The following is a 13,445-nucleotide window of genomic DNA, read 5'->3' on the forward strand; positions in this document are numbered from 1 at the left end:
AAATGATTACATATTCAAAAAATCAGGGCAAAATTTCTTCTTTTTTTAAGGAGAGGAGCTGAAATTGTTATTTTTTTTAGGGGTTAGTAATATTTATGCAAGGTGTATCAAGGTATATAAATTACTAATCATTTGGGAGTTTCTGTTATAAATGCTATCTTCGTGAAGATACATAATAAAAAAGAGTATGATAAGTAGTGTTCTTGTAAAAGCAGAAGATAAGGAAATCCTTTCTTTCATAAGGCGAGTGTATGAAGAGTCTTTTCCGTATGACGAACGGCGAGAGTTTGAAGATATAGAAAAATTGCTTCGAGAGAAACCGGAGTTCAAGATGATTGCAGTTTATGCAGGAAAAAATCCTGTAGGTTTTTTATCATTCTGGGAGTGGGATTCTTTTATTTATGCTGAGCATTTTGCTATCGATTCCAAGACAAGGGGAGCAGGATATGGTGCTGAAGTACTTAGAAACTTTTTGGGGCAAACGTCTAAACCTGTAGTTTTGGAGGTAGAGAAGCCTGAAGATGATTTTAGTCGTAGACGTATCGGTTTTTATGAACGTTTGGGTCTTAAATTGTGGCCTGATTGTCATTACATCCAACCTCCTTATGATGATAAGAAGAAGCCTATGGAATTATTGCTGATGTCATATGGTGCTCTGGATATGAATAAATTGTTCGGTGAAATCAGAGATATATTGCATACTCAGGTATATGGTGTAAAGGCAGGAGAGTATATATAATAGATGAATAAACGGGTGTTGGAAACTCAACACCCGTTTATTCATCTTATACGTATATTTTTGTCTAAGAAACGAAGGGACAACCATGCCAGCATTTTCACTCCGGTTTTTAACGCGGATTCATCAATTAGGAAATGGGCAGTATGTTGTTCTCCGCATTCGGGATTGGATGGTCCTTTTACTCCGAGGCGGTAAAATGTCGAAGGAATCCTTTCTGCGAAAAATCCGAAATCTTCTGATGTCATTCTTTTTTCCATTTCTCCTACGTGGTTATCGCCCAATAACTCTTCTGCAAATTTCTTGGCACTTTCAGTAACAACCGGGTCATTGACTACTGCAGGGTAACCGTCCGGGATATGTATATTGCAAGAGCAGCCATAAGCTTCGGCTGTTGCCTTGATTGTATTTTGGATAAGTTCCTTTAACCGGATTCTTTCTTTTTCGTCCATACAGCGGAAGGTTCCGGATAGTGATACTTGGTCGGGAATAATATTGGTGGCCCCATCAGCGATGAATCTTCCGAAGGTGAGGACTGCAGGGACAAATGGATTTCTTCTGCGACTGATTATTTGTTGTAAAGATACCACTATTTGAGAAGCTGCCAGGACAGTGTCGTTTATATGATGAGGCATAGCACCGTGTCCACCTTTTCCTCGTATTGTGAGGTGTATTTCGTCGGCCGATGCCATAACACATCCACTGCCGAATGCTACATCACCGCAAGCAATGTCCGTGTTTGTATGTTGGGCAATCATAATATCCGGTTTTATATCGTCAAAAATACCCTCTTGTAACATGAGATTAGCCCCTCCAGGAGCTTTTTCTTCTCCGGGTTGAAATATGAGCAATACCGTACCTTCTATAATTTCCCGTATCCGATTCAGTATCATTGCAGCTCCGAGTAGGCAGGCTGTATGTGCATCATGACCACATGCATGCATGACATGGGGATTGACCGACCGGAAAGGGACATTGTTGCCCTCTTCGATAAGTAAAGCATCCATATCTGCTCTTAAGCCTATTATTCTGGAAGTGGGATTCTTTCCTTCGATACGGGCAAGTATGCCGTACCCTCCTATATTTTTTCGATAAGGAATATTTTCACCTTGGAGTATTTCCTCTATGAAAGCCGCTGTTTCTTTTTCAGCGAAAGATAGTTCGGGGTGTTGATGCAAATGTTTGTAAATATTTATGACAATATTTTCTATTCGGTTTGCCAGCATTTCGATAGTTTCTTTCATCTCTTTGTTCAAGAATAGTTTCTGCAAACTTATATATTCTTGGTTACTCAGCCAATATATTCTTTGTTTTTTCGTTAATATAATAAAGGCTATTTCCTTTTTCGTTAACATGTTAAAATTCTATTTAGAATATTTTTATATTAAAAAATGTTTTATATTTGTTTTACAATTGAGGGCATTCCTCATATTGAACGGTTAAAAAAATTAAAATGAAACTATTTCATTATTTGTCGATCATTGTTTTTATGGTAGGGGTATTGTTGACTTCCTGTGTAGGGAATGTTCCCCAAAAGAGAATTGTAACCGTTACTGTATTACCTCAAAAATATTTTGCAGAAAAAATTGCAGGCGATAAATTTGAAATTAATTGTGTTGTGCCTAACGGAAGTAATCCGGAAGCTTATGACCCTTCGCCGTCGCATTTGGTATATGTAGGCAAGAGCGAAGCTTATTTTAAGATAGGGCATATCGGGTTCGAAGTTGCATGGCTCGATAAGTTGTTGAACAATAATCCTGATATGAAATTGTACGATACGTCTGTGGGTGTGAAACTATTGAGTGGTACACATGGGCATGATGACCCGGAACATGTGCATAGCGAGACATTTGACCCTCATATTTGGAGCTCTCCAAAGCAGGCTCGGATCATTGCTCGTAATATGTATAATGCTTTTGTAGAACTTGATCCGGATAATAGGAAATATTATAAAAAAAATTATGATTTATTACTATTAGAAATAAATCGGGTTGATTCTGTACTGACAAAGAAGTTAGAAAAGGTAAAGGGTGAAACATTTATTATATATCACCCTTCTTTGAGTTATTTAGCTCATGATTATGGATTACGACAGTTAAGTGTGGAGTATAATGGTAAAGCTCCTTCTGCATATTATATGAAACAAGTCGTCGATACAGCTCGGGAGAATGATGTAAAAGTGATTTTTATACAGAAAGAATTCGATGTGAAACAAGCCGAAACTTTGGCAGAAGAACTCCAGTGTCGTGTAGCACAGATAAATCCGTTGAATTATAATTGGAGTGAAGAATTAGAAAATATAGCCTATGCCCTTACTCAGGAATAAAATTATAGAAGTGGCAGACGTATCATTACGATATGAGCGTCTGCCGGTTCTTACCGATATAGACCTTACTGTTTTTAAAGATGATTTTTTAGTAATTACAGGCCCGAATGGTGGAGGTAAGACCTCTTTGTTACGCATTATTTTGGGATTGCAGTTGCCTTCTCGGGGTGCAGTGCACTTTTATAGAGAGGGGCAGCTTGCACATAATTTGAATATAGGATATTTACCTCAGAAAAATGTGATTGATTCGCGTTTTCCTATTACTGTTTCTGAGGTCGTTTTTTCAGGCTTATCCGGGAGTAAAAAAATTTTTTCACGATTTACGGAAAAAGAACAAGAACAAGTAGAGAAAATGCTTTTGCTGATGGGACTTGCCGAGTTGAGGGATCGTCCTATTGGGCAATTGTCAGGAGGACAATTACAGCGTACACTTTTGGGGCGAGCTTTGGTTTCTGACCCTGAAATATTGATACTCGACGAGCCTTCTTCTTATGTGGACAAAGCATTTGAGACTCGGATGTATGATTTGTTAGGGGAAGTGGCAAAGAAAGCCACAATTTTGTTGGTTTCCCATGAGTTGAGCCGAGTGACGGAGATAGCTAACCGAGTGGTGAGAATAAACAAGACTTTAGAAGAGATTCGATAAGGAGATACACTATTCCTTTAAGCTTTTCGATATAAACCTCCGGGAAATGAACGGACCAGGTTCTTGAATTCCAGTTCTAAAAGTATGGATAGTACTTGAGACGAGGGTATGTTCCCGTAAATTGCCAACTGGTTTATATGACATTCTCCCTTTTCTTGAAGTAGAGTTAAGATTTTTGATTCGTTTTCGTCAAGTTCAGGAAAGAGACTTTGTTGCACCGGCGGCTTATTTGTCAGACGTTCCCAACACATGGCGTTGATAAAATCGTCAATAGAAGTAATTAGGGCAGCTTTGTTGTGGGCAATAAGCTGGTTACAACCTTTTGAATAATCATCGCAAGTACGTCCCGGCACAGCGAATACATCTCTGTTATACTCCATTGCCAGTCCGGCAGTAATAAGTGCTCCGCCTTTTTCCGCTGATTCTACGACAATAGTGGCGTCGGCCATGCCTGCAACGATTCTGTTGCGGGCTACAAAATTTGCTTTGTGTATGGGTTGTTGAGATAAATATTCGGTCAGTACACCCCCATTGGTGACCATTTCAGCGGCATATTGTCTATGCACTGGCGGATATATAGTCTGTAACCCGTGGGCAAGTACCCCGACAGTAGGAAGTTGGCAATTCAAAGCGGCCCGGTGTGCAGCAATATCTATGCCGTAAGCTAAACCACTTACGATAAGCGTATCCGGATATACAGAAGCAATAGCCTTGATAAAGTCATCACAAAATCCTCTGCCATAGTTTGTTGCATGTCGTGTACCGACAATACTGATGACTCTTTGAGCATTGAGCTCTGCTTCCCCTTTGTAAAAAAGTAAGATAGGAGCATCTATGCATTCTGTGAGTCTGGCAGGATAAGATGTATCGGTAAAGAAGATAGCTTTGATTTGTTTTTTTTCGATAAATTCTATTTCCTTATCTGCGATTTCTAATGCATTCTTACGTGCTTGAGAAGAAAAGATGTCACTTTTTATTCCACTGACGGATTGAAGTGCTTTTTCGTTTTCGAGAAATAAGTTTTCTGCGTTGCCGGTATATCCCAATAGCGTTTTGGCCAGCATTAGATTCATCCCTCGAATACAGGTTAAAGCTATATTGTATCGTAAAGTAGTAGAATAATTCATCTTTTTATAGATAATCTTTAAAAAATGGAATCAGTTCTTCTCCTCGGCTCAGTTTTCCATTGTTTATACAAACAGTTTCTACACGGGCTTTAGCGCAGATTTTATCATCGCTTTTTCGATAAATGTCTTGATAAAATACAAATTTAATACCTTCTTTACGGACATATAGTTTACATATGAACCAGTCTTGGCTGTGAAGTGAATTTTTATAATCTATTTCTATTCTGTTTACTACCGGTTCGATACCATTGTTTCTTAAATCGGTAAAACTGGTTCCTGCCCATTGTAAAAATTCATGGCGTGCATGTTCGAAATAATGTTGATAGTTAGCATTGTTTACAATACCTTGCATATCACACTCATAATCCCGGACCTTCATTTCATATTCGAAACAATATTTGTTTTCAGCCATAATCTTACATTCTATTCTGTATATACCAAAGGTGCAATACGACCTATCAGCTCGTTTCCTAAGTTTGTTTTATCTTCGATGTGCTTGTTGACTGTCTGTACAAACGGATTACTATCAAATACTCCTCGTACCTGCTCGAAATCGGTGTTTTTTTGTTGAGAATTTCCGTCTACTCCAAAACCGGTTTTAGCTGTCATGGAAAATTCTTTTTTAGCGTCGGCATACAACATTTCATCGAGGCTTACAACAGCATCTTTCCATATATTGACGATTTCGGTAATATCTTCTGCCGTGATTTTCGATATACTTTTTCCATACCATTTTTGCGTTACTTCATAAGCCCAGGTCCATTCCAGGTCATAATAATTTTTATGTAGTTCGGCAAATGTAGAGTGAATGGTTTCGAGTGATGTGATAATCCCGGTTTCGATACCTGATATCAACTTGTCTATTTCAGCTTTGGGTGCAATAAGCCCCGAAAGGTCGAGCCATTCACCGGAACCTCCTTCTATGGTCGGTTGTAGCCGCTCTCTGATTTCTTGATTGCTGTTGAAATGAGTTTTTTCAAGTCGCTTTATAATGGAGTTTCCTAAAAACTTGTTGATAGCTTTAGAATAGAGGGTAATACCTTTGACCAATGAACTGTTTTTGATACAAGCACTTTGGTAAGAGTATACTTCGGATGTCTCTCCGGAACTCTTTTGTAAAGACCGTAGTACGTCAATCGCTGTAAGCATTTTCTGTATAGTGTAAGGGCTGAGCAGATTGAAATTGATGCAATCGAGTTTTTCCGGGTCTTTGCGGTTGTCTCGTTTCGGCCATTTGAGGGCATCGCGTATGGTACCGACACTACGAAGGTTTACGCCTGGTACGATGTACGTTTCAGAACCTTTTTCTATCAGGTAAGAGAAAGGTAAGGCCGAGGTGTCCGGATGACGTACATGTCGTCCCATGACAAGAGAGAATGCTCCGATTTTAGCAGGCCACAAAATATAAGAATCGCTGGTGGTTTTGGAACCTCGCTCTACGACACCTTGGTGTATGGGCCCTAATTTATACATGTGGTTGCTTTGGTTGGAACCACTGCCTGCGTTCAAAAATGAAAACATACCGGCGATGAGCAAGCTTGATTTGTGCATCGAGACAGTATAAGGGCCTGCGAATATAGCGCATGCCTCACCGTTTTCACCTTGACAATTACTAAAAAAGAGAGAATCGTGTGCTGAAAAAAGATGGCTGAGAGAGCAGCCTTGTCCAATAAAACATCGTAACATGACGACACCATCGCTTATATGCGATCCGGAACTGATGATAAAGTCGTCGGCCATTACATTACATCCGATGGTAACTGGGTCGGTAGAATTACTGTTTACCGTTCCATTTTCTAATTTAGATGTCCCGTTTATTATACAACAGTCTCCGATACATACATTTTTGATGGTTCCGGTATTGATAATGGATACATTTTCCCCGATATATCCGGTTTCGGAAGACACCTCTGATGCATAATCGTCTATCATTTTTTTCAATTTTTCGATGAGTATGGGACGGTGTCTGTACATTGCAATAATGTAAGCTAGGTGGGCCGACATTTTATTGTAAATAGGTACTTCGCGACCGCCGGTCTCGTTTAGGACCGATACTTCAGTACCATTTCCAAATGTGCTTTTTCCATCGACGAGTATTACATTGACGTTCTGGATGAAGGTGTCATTACCGATAGAGTAATTGGCAATATAGTTACTTACATTTTCTATCAAGACATTATTTCCTAATGTGCAGTTATGCAGACTTACATGTCTCAATCCGCTGTGCTTTTTGAATCCTCCGGGTAGAGTGAAAGATTTTTCGAATACACCCATCTTTATCTTACCGGAAAACCGGGTGTGGAAAATATGCTCTGGATTGAAGTCTTTGGCAACATCGATAGAAGACCAGTCGTCAGACATGCACTGTTGGTTTTTGAGTATATCTATTTCTTTGATTGTTAGTTTTCTGAACGATTCGCACATTTTGTGATAGTATTTGTTATATGATATTTTTAATAATAAGTATTTATTCTTCTATGCTGGTATCATTATCATCATATTTCTGATATAAGAAATCATTGTATGGAAAGCGGGTGACATGTATTTCTTTTACTTTGTTATAAAGCATTTCTTTCAACTCGTCGATATTTTGTTTTTCTTTAGCGGAGATAAAGATACAGTTATCATTCATTTTTGCCATCCAGGTAGTTTTCAACTCTTCTAAAGAAATATTTTCTTTGGTACGGGGTGTCAAGTCATCGGCGTCCTTCTCTATATAAGAAAAAGCGTCCGTTTTATTGAATACTATAATCATGGGTTTATCGGCTGAGCCACAAACTTCATGTAATGTACGATTTACAATATCTATCTGTTCCTCAAAAGCTGGATGAGATATGTCTACGACGTGAACGAGTAAGTCGGCTTCACGTACTTCGTCAAGCGTTGATTTGAACGATTCTACCAGATGTGTCGGTAATTTTCGGATAAAACCGACAGTGTCAGATAATAAAAATGGCAGGTTATCGATGATTACTTTACGTACGGTAGTATCCAAGGTTGCAAAAAGTTTGTTCTCGGCAAATACTTCAGACTTGCTAAGTAAGTTCATCAAAGTAGATTTACCTACGTTTGTATATCCTACTAAAGCAACACGAACCATTTTGCCCCTGTTTTTTCTTTGAATGGCTTTCTGCTTGTCTATTTGTTTTAGCTCAACCTTTAATCGAGCTATTTTATCAAGGATAATACGCCGGTCAGTTTCTATCTGAGTTTCACCGGGGCCACGCATACCGATACCCCCTCGTTGCCGTTCGAGATGTGTCCACAATCGGGTTAAGCGAGGTAATAGATATTGATATTGAGCTAGTTCCACTTGACTTTTTGCATGCGCAGTTTGAGCTCGTTTTGCAAAAATGTCAAGAATCAGGCTGGTACGGTCTAATATTTTGACTTGCAGTTCGTGTTCGATATTTTTTAATTGCTTGGGAGTCAAGTCATCATCGAAAATAGCCAATCCTATTTCGTTTTCTTCAATATATGTTTTTATTTCTTGTAGCTTTCCCGCACCGACAAATGTTGTAGGGTTAGGATATTCGAGTCGTTGTAAAAATTTTTTTACGGGTTCGGCCCCTGCTGTTTCTGCCAGGAAAGCCAGTTCGTCCAAGTATTCGTTTGCTTTTGCTTCGTTCTGGGCTTGAGTAATGATACCTACCAGAATAGTACGTTCGGTCTCTTGTTTGGTGAGAATAAATTCTTTCATCTATAGATAATATCGTCTTAATGTTGCAAATATAATGGATTTGCCTGTTAAATTGTTCTTATAGTGTCAATAAACTGTATGAAAAAATATGAGTAATAATAAATTATTCCTGAATAAAAGTATATATCCCCGATTTTGTATCTTCTTTGTGAAAATGGAATCCCTCCCATTCAAAAGATTTTATTTCTTCGGGGTTCTCTATTCGATTTTTAATAATATAACGAGTCATAGCTCCACGGGCCATTTTGGTGTAAATGACAACCGTAGTCGGTTTTCCTCTCTTTATAATTTTAAATTCAGGAGTGATAATTCGAGTTTTGTTTTCTACCAGTTTCCAATCGAAGAGAGATTTCATTTCATGGCTGGCCAAATTGAATAATATTCCGCCGTTTTTTATAATTTCCTGTATGAAGGGACGTGTCAAACGTTTCTGCCAGAAATCGAACATGTTTTCAGCTCCCAGTTCAGGAATGGTTACATTCCCTTCGAGACGGTAAGGCTTGATAGTGTCCATGGGGCGTAATAGGCCGTAACAGAATGAGGTTATCCGTAAATGCTCTTGTGCATAGGTAAAGTCCTCGAGTGTAAAATTTTTCGGGTCGATATTTTTAAATACGATACCGGTATATGCCAGTAATGCCTGTAATGATGGAGTTTCGTTGGAATGAAATTCATGAAAACGTAGAGAATTTTCAGCTGCAAGTCGCTCGGGGACATGAAGTATTTCTTTTAATTCGTTTACAGAATATTGAGATAGGTGGAGTATAATTTTAGAAGCCTCTTTTTGGAAAACAGGATTGGTAGATGCCGGAACCTGTATTTTAGAATGCTTGCTCATTGTTTTTGCACAGGAAAGCAGTATCATCATATTTTTATCTTTTATAATGTTGGCTTTATAATATACAAACTTAATAAAATCCGCTAAATTTTTGTATGTTTGGAGAGGTAAACAAAAAATATTAATATTACTAATACTTATGAAACGTATTATCCTCTCATTGGCGTTTATTTTTATAGGACAAATTTTTTTGTATGCATCGGACATTCAGAAGTGTAAACAACAAATTATTGATTGGCACCTTTCTTCTATATTTTCGGATGAAGGCCTGACTGATGAAATAATTGCTCTTACAGATAGTGGTTCGTATATCGATTTGTCAGTGAAAGAATTATTTTTAAATATTCGGTTGCCTGAACAAATGATATATCATTGGGTAGAAACTCAAACAGAAAATGGATATTGGAGGGATATTGATTATCGTGATAAAAATCCAAGCGGTTGGGCTCCGTCTTTTCATGTAATGCGGCTGTTCCATTTGGCAAAGGCTTATCAGTCTCAGCAGATGTCTACTTATCATTCAGATAAAGTCTTGGCAGCTTACATACGTGGTCTGCGTTTCTGGGTATCGTTCACGTTGACTTGTCCGAATTGGTGGTATACGGAAATAGGGGTCAATAAAATGTTAGGTCCGGCATTGCTTTTGATGGAAAATTTACTTCCTGAAGATTTGAAAATACAAGGTGTGGAACAGTTAAATCGGTCGAAGATAGGCATGTCAGGGCAAAATCGTGTTTGGTTGGCAGGGAATGTTGTGTATAGGGCATTGTTACAAAATGATGAAATCCTGTTGAAGGAGGCGCGAGATGTTATTTTGTCTGAAATATATATTACAACGAAAGAGGGCTTGCAACCGGATTATTCATACCATCAGCATGGGCCTCAGTTACAATTTGGAAATTACGGATTGGCTTATGCTCTGAGCATGACTTACTGGACAAGAGCTTTCAGAAATACACAATTCTCTTTTCCGGATGAAAAAATACGGATTGTCGGCAATTATATCTTGAATGGACTGAATAAAGTTGTCTGGGGTGGATATATGGATTATAGTGCTTGTGGACGCCAATTCTTTAAAAATGCCCAAAGGGGAAAAGCTTTGGCTTTAGCCCAATCTTTGGCAGATATGTCGGTGGTAACAGACACTGTAAGTGCCCAGGTATACAAGATAGCCTATCGTAATATTTTGATTCCACCTTCGTCGGTTGCTCGGGTGGAGGGAACGATGGCTTTTTATCGTTCAGATATGCTGGTAAGCAAAGTTGGTGATGCATATTTTTCTGTGCGATTGGCATCCCCATGGTCTATAGCGACAGAAGCCGGTAATGGGGAAAACTTAAAAGGGTATTATATGGGAGAGGGAGTAACATCATATATGCGTAATGGTAGTGAATATGAGAATATTTTCCCGTTTTGGAATTGGCGTCGGTTACCCGGTATAACTGTTCCGGATGATACAATACCGTTACCGTTACTTACTTGGGATGGATACCGGAATGATTCGACTTTTGCCGGGGTTTTGTCTTCTGGAACGGCTGGAGTGGCAGCGATGATTCTGGGGCGTGATGGGGTGTCGGGAAATAAAGGATATTTTATTTTAGGTAATCGGATGTTCTGTTTGGGAAACAGCTTGCAGACCCAAGCTGGGCAATCATTGATTACGACAATAAACAGTACTTATTTAGAAGGTGGGATGCGATGGAGGACTGGCAATAATAAAATGGATAGAGTAGATGATGATTTTTCTGCCTATATTCGAAAACCTGTGATTTTGGAACATAATGGATGGAGGTATTATATTACGGAAAATCAGACATTGAATGTTGCCATTGCTCCGTCTCAAGGAAGTTGGCATGAGATTGCAAGGTTTTATGCTGATAAGGTAAAGCAAGACACGTTATTTACTGTAACATTGAATAACGATAGTGGAAAGTACGAATATATGGTTATGCCTGCAAATGATAATAATCAGGAGATTGATTATTCACAAGTGAAGATAACAAATACACCTTTGGTTCAGTTGGTTGAAGATATAAAGGACGGGACTGTCTGTGGCGTTTGTTATCGACCGGGATTATTTCCTTTAAAAAAGTCTTTGTTGAAAGTCAGGTACATTTCACTGTCAGGGCAGGCTCTGTTCATATTGCAAAAAGAGAAAGACGGAGGTTTGAAAATTTCTTTGTCCGATCCTACCCGCAGGCAAAAGTCTATTTCGATAGGATTTAGTGGACGGTATAAAAACGGTCTATATGATAAACGGAAAAATATTACTTTTTTTGAAGTTGAATTTCCTCAGGGGGATAAAGCAGGAAAGGAAGTGTCTGTTTTTATTAAGAGGTAGATTGATAGATAACAACAAAGAGGCATAAACCAACCGTTTTGCCCCTTTGTTGCTTGCTGTGTTAAATTTATACCGGCTCTATACCTTGCTTGGCCAGAAGCTCAAGACCTACGTCTTTGAGTTTGAATTTTTGTATTTTCCCACTTCCGGTCAACGGAAATTGGTCTATAAAGAATACGTATTTAGGTATTTTGTGCCGTGAGATTTTTCCTTTGCAAAAGTCTTTGACGTCACTTTCCTGCAAAGTTTCACCAGGCTTTAAGATAATGAAGGCTCCTACTTCCTCTCCATATTTTTTTGAAGGTACCGCGGCTACTTGTACATCTTTTATTTGAGGCATCTGGTAAAGAAATTCTTCTATTTCACGAGGATATATATTTTCACCTCCACGTATTATCATATCCTTTATACGTCCGGTTATTTTGTAATTTCCTTCCGGAGTTTTTACACCTAAATCTCCGGAATGGAGAAAGCCGTTTTTGTCGATAATGGCGGCCGTAGCTTCAGGCATTTTGTAATAACCTTTCATAATGTTATATCCACGGCAACACATTTCTCCCTGTACACCTACGGGGCACTCTTCTAATGTCTCAGGATCGATGACGCGAACATCTATTTCCGGCAAATTGCTACCGACAGTAGATGCTCTTACCTCTAACGGATCGTCCACTTTACTTTGTGTCATACCCGGAGAAGCTTCGGTAAGACCATATACACTTGTAATTTCACGCATATACATTTTGTCCATTACTTCACGCATCAACCATTCGGGACATAATGAGCCGGCCATGATTCCGGTACGTAAAGAAGAGAGGTTAAACATATTGAACATCGGGTGGTTCAGTTCGGCTATAAACATTGTGGGAACCCCATATAATGCCGTACACTTTTCCTTGTGTACCGAAGCTAATACTACCAGAGGATCAAAACGTTCGAGCAATACGGCACAACCTCCGTTGGTGATGATGGCCATCATCCCAAGTACTATTCCGAAACAGTGGAAAAGAGGGACAGGCAGACAAACTCGTTCGTTTTCGGTGAATTTCATACTTTGCCCGATGCAATACCCGTTATTGGTAATGTTGTGATGAGTAAGCATCACTCCCTTGGGAAAACCTGTAGTTCCTGAAGTGTATTGCATATTTACAACATCGTAGCAATTGAACTTTTTCTTTTGCTCTTCAAGTAATTGGTCTTCCATTGTACTACCCAACAACAATAGCTCAGCAGTATTGTACATACCTCTGTGTTTCTCTTGACCTATATATACTACGTTGCGCATATAAGGCAATTTTTTGCTTTTCAGATTTCCACGTTGAGAGGTTTTCAGTTCAGGTAACATGGTGTAAGTCATTTCCAGATAGTCGGTATCGAATGTACCGCTGGAAATGCAGAGGGTGTGAAGGTCGGCATTATCGACCAGATATTCCAGTTCGTGCTGTTTGTAGTTGGTATTTACCGTGACTAAGACCGCCCCTATTTTGGCTGTTGCAAAAAGAAAGGTATTCCAGTCGGGAACATTTGTAGCCCATATACCTACATGGGAGCCTTCTTTTACACCGATAGCCATAAGCCCTTTGGCCAGATTATTTACTCGTTGGTTAAATTCGGAATAGGTAAATCTCAAATTTCGGTCAGAGTATACGATAAATTCTTTATCAGGAGTTTTTTCGGCCCAATATTCCAGAAAATCTCCCAATGTTTTTTCGAATAACTGCATAGTTAATGTCT

The 13,445-nt window shown here is 39.0% G+C and carries 11 protein-coding genes; 4 read left to right on the forward strand and 7 right to left on the reverse strand.

What is annotated here, in order from left to right; translation table 11 throughout:
- Positions 1-187: 187 nt before the first annotated feature.
- On the forward strand, positions 188-739 hold the full coding sequence (locus Cop2CBH44_RS13070; protein WP_021929627.1) for a GNAT family N-acetyltransferase: 552 nt from the start codon (positions 188-190) through the stop codon (positions 737-739).
- Positions 740-780: 41 nt separating this feature from the next.
- Here the strand turns inward: Cop2CBH44_RS13070 and Cop2CBH44_RS13075 are convergent, their stop codons facing one another.
- Positions 781-2,091 carry a M20 metallopeptidase family protein gene (locus Cop2CBH44_RS13075; RefSeq protein WP_246469122.1) on the reverse strand — a complete coding sequence of 437 codons (1,311 nt, stop codon included), beginning with the start codon at positions 2,089-2,091 and terminating at the stop codon, positions 781-783.
- 98 nt (positions 2,092-2,189) lie between these two features.
- On the opposite strand from Cop2CBH44_RS13075, the gene Cop2CBH44_RS13080 reads away from it, so the two are divergent.
- Both Cop2CBH44_RS13080 and Cop2CBH44_RS13085 read left to right on the forward strand, forming a co-directional pair.
- A complete protein-coding gene (locus Cop2CBH44_RS13080; protein ID WP_200754969.1) occupies positions 2,190-3,062 on the forward strand; it encodes a metal ABC transporter solute-binding protein, Zn/Mn family in 873 nt (290 codons plus the stop codon).
- A complete protein-coding gene (locus Cop2CBH44_RS13085) occupies positions 3,043-3,708 on the forward strand; it encodes a metal ABC transporter ATP-binding protein (RefSeq protein WP_200754970.1) in 666 nt (221 codons plus the stop codon). Before Cop2CBH44_RS13080 ends, Cop2CBH44_RS13085 begins: the two co-directional genes overlap by 20 nt.
- Positions 3,709-3,725: 17 nt before the next feature.
- Here Cop2CBH44_RS13085 and dprA read toward each other — a convergent pair whose 3' ends face one another.
- From dprA to Cop2CBH44_RS13110, 5 genes are all read right to left on the reverse strand, one after another.
- Positions 3,726-4,835 (reverse strand): DNA-processing protein DprA, encoded by a 1,110-nt coding sequence (gene dprA / locus Cop2CBH44_RS13090; protein ID WP_200754971.1) that lies wholly within the window; start codon positions 4,833-4,835, stop codon positions 3,726-3,728.
- A 4-nt stretch (positions 4,836-4,839) separates the two neighbouring features.
- The gene (locus Cop2CBH44_RS13095; RefSeq protein WP_021929622.1) at positions 4,840-5,247 is read right to left on the reverse strand and encodes an acyl-CoA thioesterase; all 408 of its coding nucleotides are present in this window, start codon (positions 5,245-5,247) and stop codon (positions 4,840-4,842) included.
- 11 nt (positions 5,248-5,258) lie between these two features.
- On the reverse strand, positions 5,259-7,259 hold the full coding sequence (locus Cop2CBH44_RS13100; protein ID WP_200754972.1) for a DUF4954 family protein: 2,001 nt from the start codon (positions 7,257-7,259) through the stop codon (positions 5,259-5,261).
- Between the two features lie 43 nt (positions 7,260-7,302).
- Positions 7,303-8,535: a GTPase HflX gene (gene hflX, locus Cop2CBH44_RS13105; RefSeq protein ID WP_200754973.1), complete on the reverse strand. Its 1,233-nt coding sequence runs from the start codon at positions 8,533-8,535 to the stop codon at positions 7,303-7,305.
- 103 nt (positions 8,536-8,638) lie between these two features.
- On the reverse strand, positions 8,639-9,403 hold the full coding sequence (locus Cop2CBH44_RS13110) for a YaaA family protein (RefSeq protein WP_200754974.1): 765 nt from the start codon (positions 9,401-9,403) through the stop codon (positions 8,639-8,641).
- 109 nt (positions 9,404-9,512) lie between these two features.
- Between Cop2CBH44_RS13110 and Cop2CBH44_RS13115 the strand changes: the two genes are divergently transcribed.
- The gene (locus tag Cop2CBH44_RS13115) at positions 9,513-11,714 is read left to right on the forward strand and encodes a polysaccharide lyase family 8 super-sandwich domain-containing protein (protein ID WP_021929618.1); all 2,202 of its coding nucleotides are present in this window, start codon (positions 9,513-9,515) and stop codon (positions 11,712-11,714) included.
- A 67-nt stretch (positions 11,715-11,781) separates the two neighbouring features.
- Here Cop2CBH44_RS13115 and Cop2CBH44_RS13120 read toward each other — a convergent pair whose 3' ends face one another.
- On the reverse strand, positions 11,782-13,434 hold the full coding sequence (locus Cop2CBH44_RS13120; protein WP_200754975.1) for an AMP-binding protein: 1,653 nt from the start codon (positions 13,432-13,434) through the stop codon (positions 11,782-11,784).
- Positions 13,435-13,445: the final 11 nt, after the last annotated feature.

The sequence above is a fragment of the Coprobacter secundus subsp. similis genome (genome assembly GCF_015097275.1).
GTDB lineage: Bacteria > Bacteroidota > Bacteroidia > Bacteroidales > Coprobacteraceae > Coprobacter > Coprobacter secundus.

Bases quoted from the DNA above. Each gene is read 5' to 3' on its own strand.
- Cop2CBH44_RS13110 (WP_200754974.1), bottom strand. From the start codon at position 9,403: ATGATGATACTGCTTTCCTGTGCAAAAACAATGAGCAAGCATTCTAAA.
- Cop2CBH44_RS13075 (WP_246469122.1), bottom strand. From the start codon at position 2,091: ATGTTAACGAAAAAGGAAATAGCCTTTATTATATTAACGAAAAAACAA.
- Cop2CBH44_RS13115 (WP_021929618.1), top strand. From the start codon at position 9,513: ATGAAACGTATTATCCTCTCATTGGCGTTTATTTTTATAGGACAAATT.
- Cop2CBH44_RS13100 (WP_200754972.1), bottom strand. From the start codon at position 7,259: ATGTGCGAATCGTTCAGAAAACTAACAATCAAAGAAATAGATATACTC.
- Cop2CBH44_RS13080 (WP_200754969.1), top strand. From the start codon at position 2,190: ATGAAACTATTTCATTATTTGTCGATCATTGTTTTTATGGTAGGGGTA.
- Cop2CBH44_RS13070 (WP_021929627.1), top strand. From the start codon at position 188: ATGATAAGTAGTGTTCTTGTAAAAGCAGAAGATAAGGAAATCCTTTCT.
- dprA (WP_200754971.1), bottom strand. From the start codon at position 4,835: ATGAATTATTCTACTACTTTACGATACAATATAGCTTTAACCTGTATT.
- Cop2CBH44_RS13120 (WP_200754975.1), bottom strand. From the start codon at position 13,434: ATGCAGTTATTCGAAAAAACATTGGGAGATTTTCTGGAATATTGGGCC.
- Cop2CBH44_RS13095 (WP_021929622.1), bottom strand. From the start codon at position 5,247: ATGGCTGAAAACAAATATTGTTTCGAATATGAAATGAAGGTCCGGGAT.
- hflX (WP_200754973.1), bottom strand. From the start codon at position 8,535: ATGAAAGAATTTATTCTCACCAAACAAGAGACCGAACGTACTATTCTG.
- Cop2CBH44_RS13085 (WP_200754970.1), top strand. From the start codon at position 3,043: ATGCCCTTACTCAGGAATAAAATTATAGAAGTGGCAGACGTATCATTA.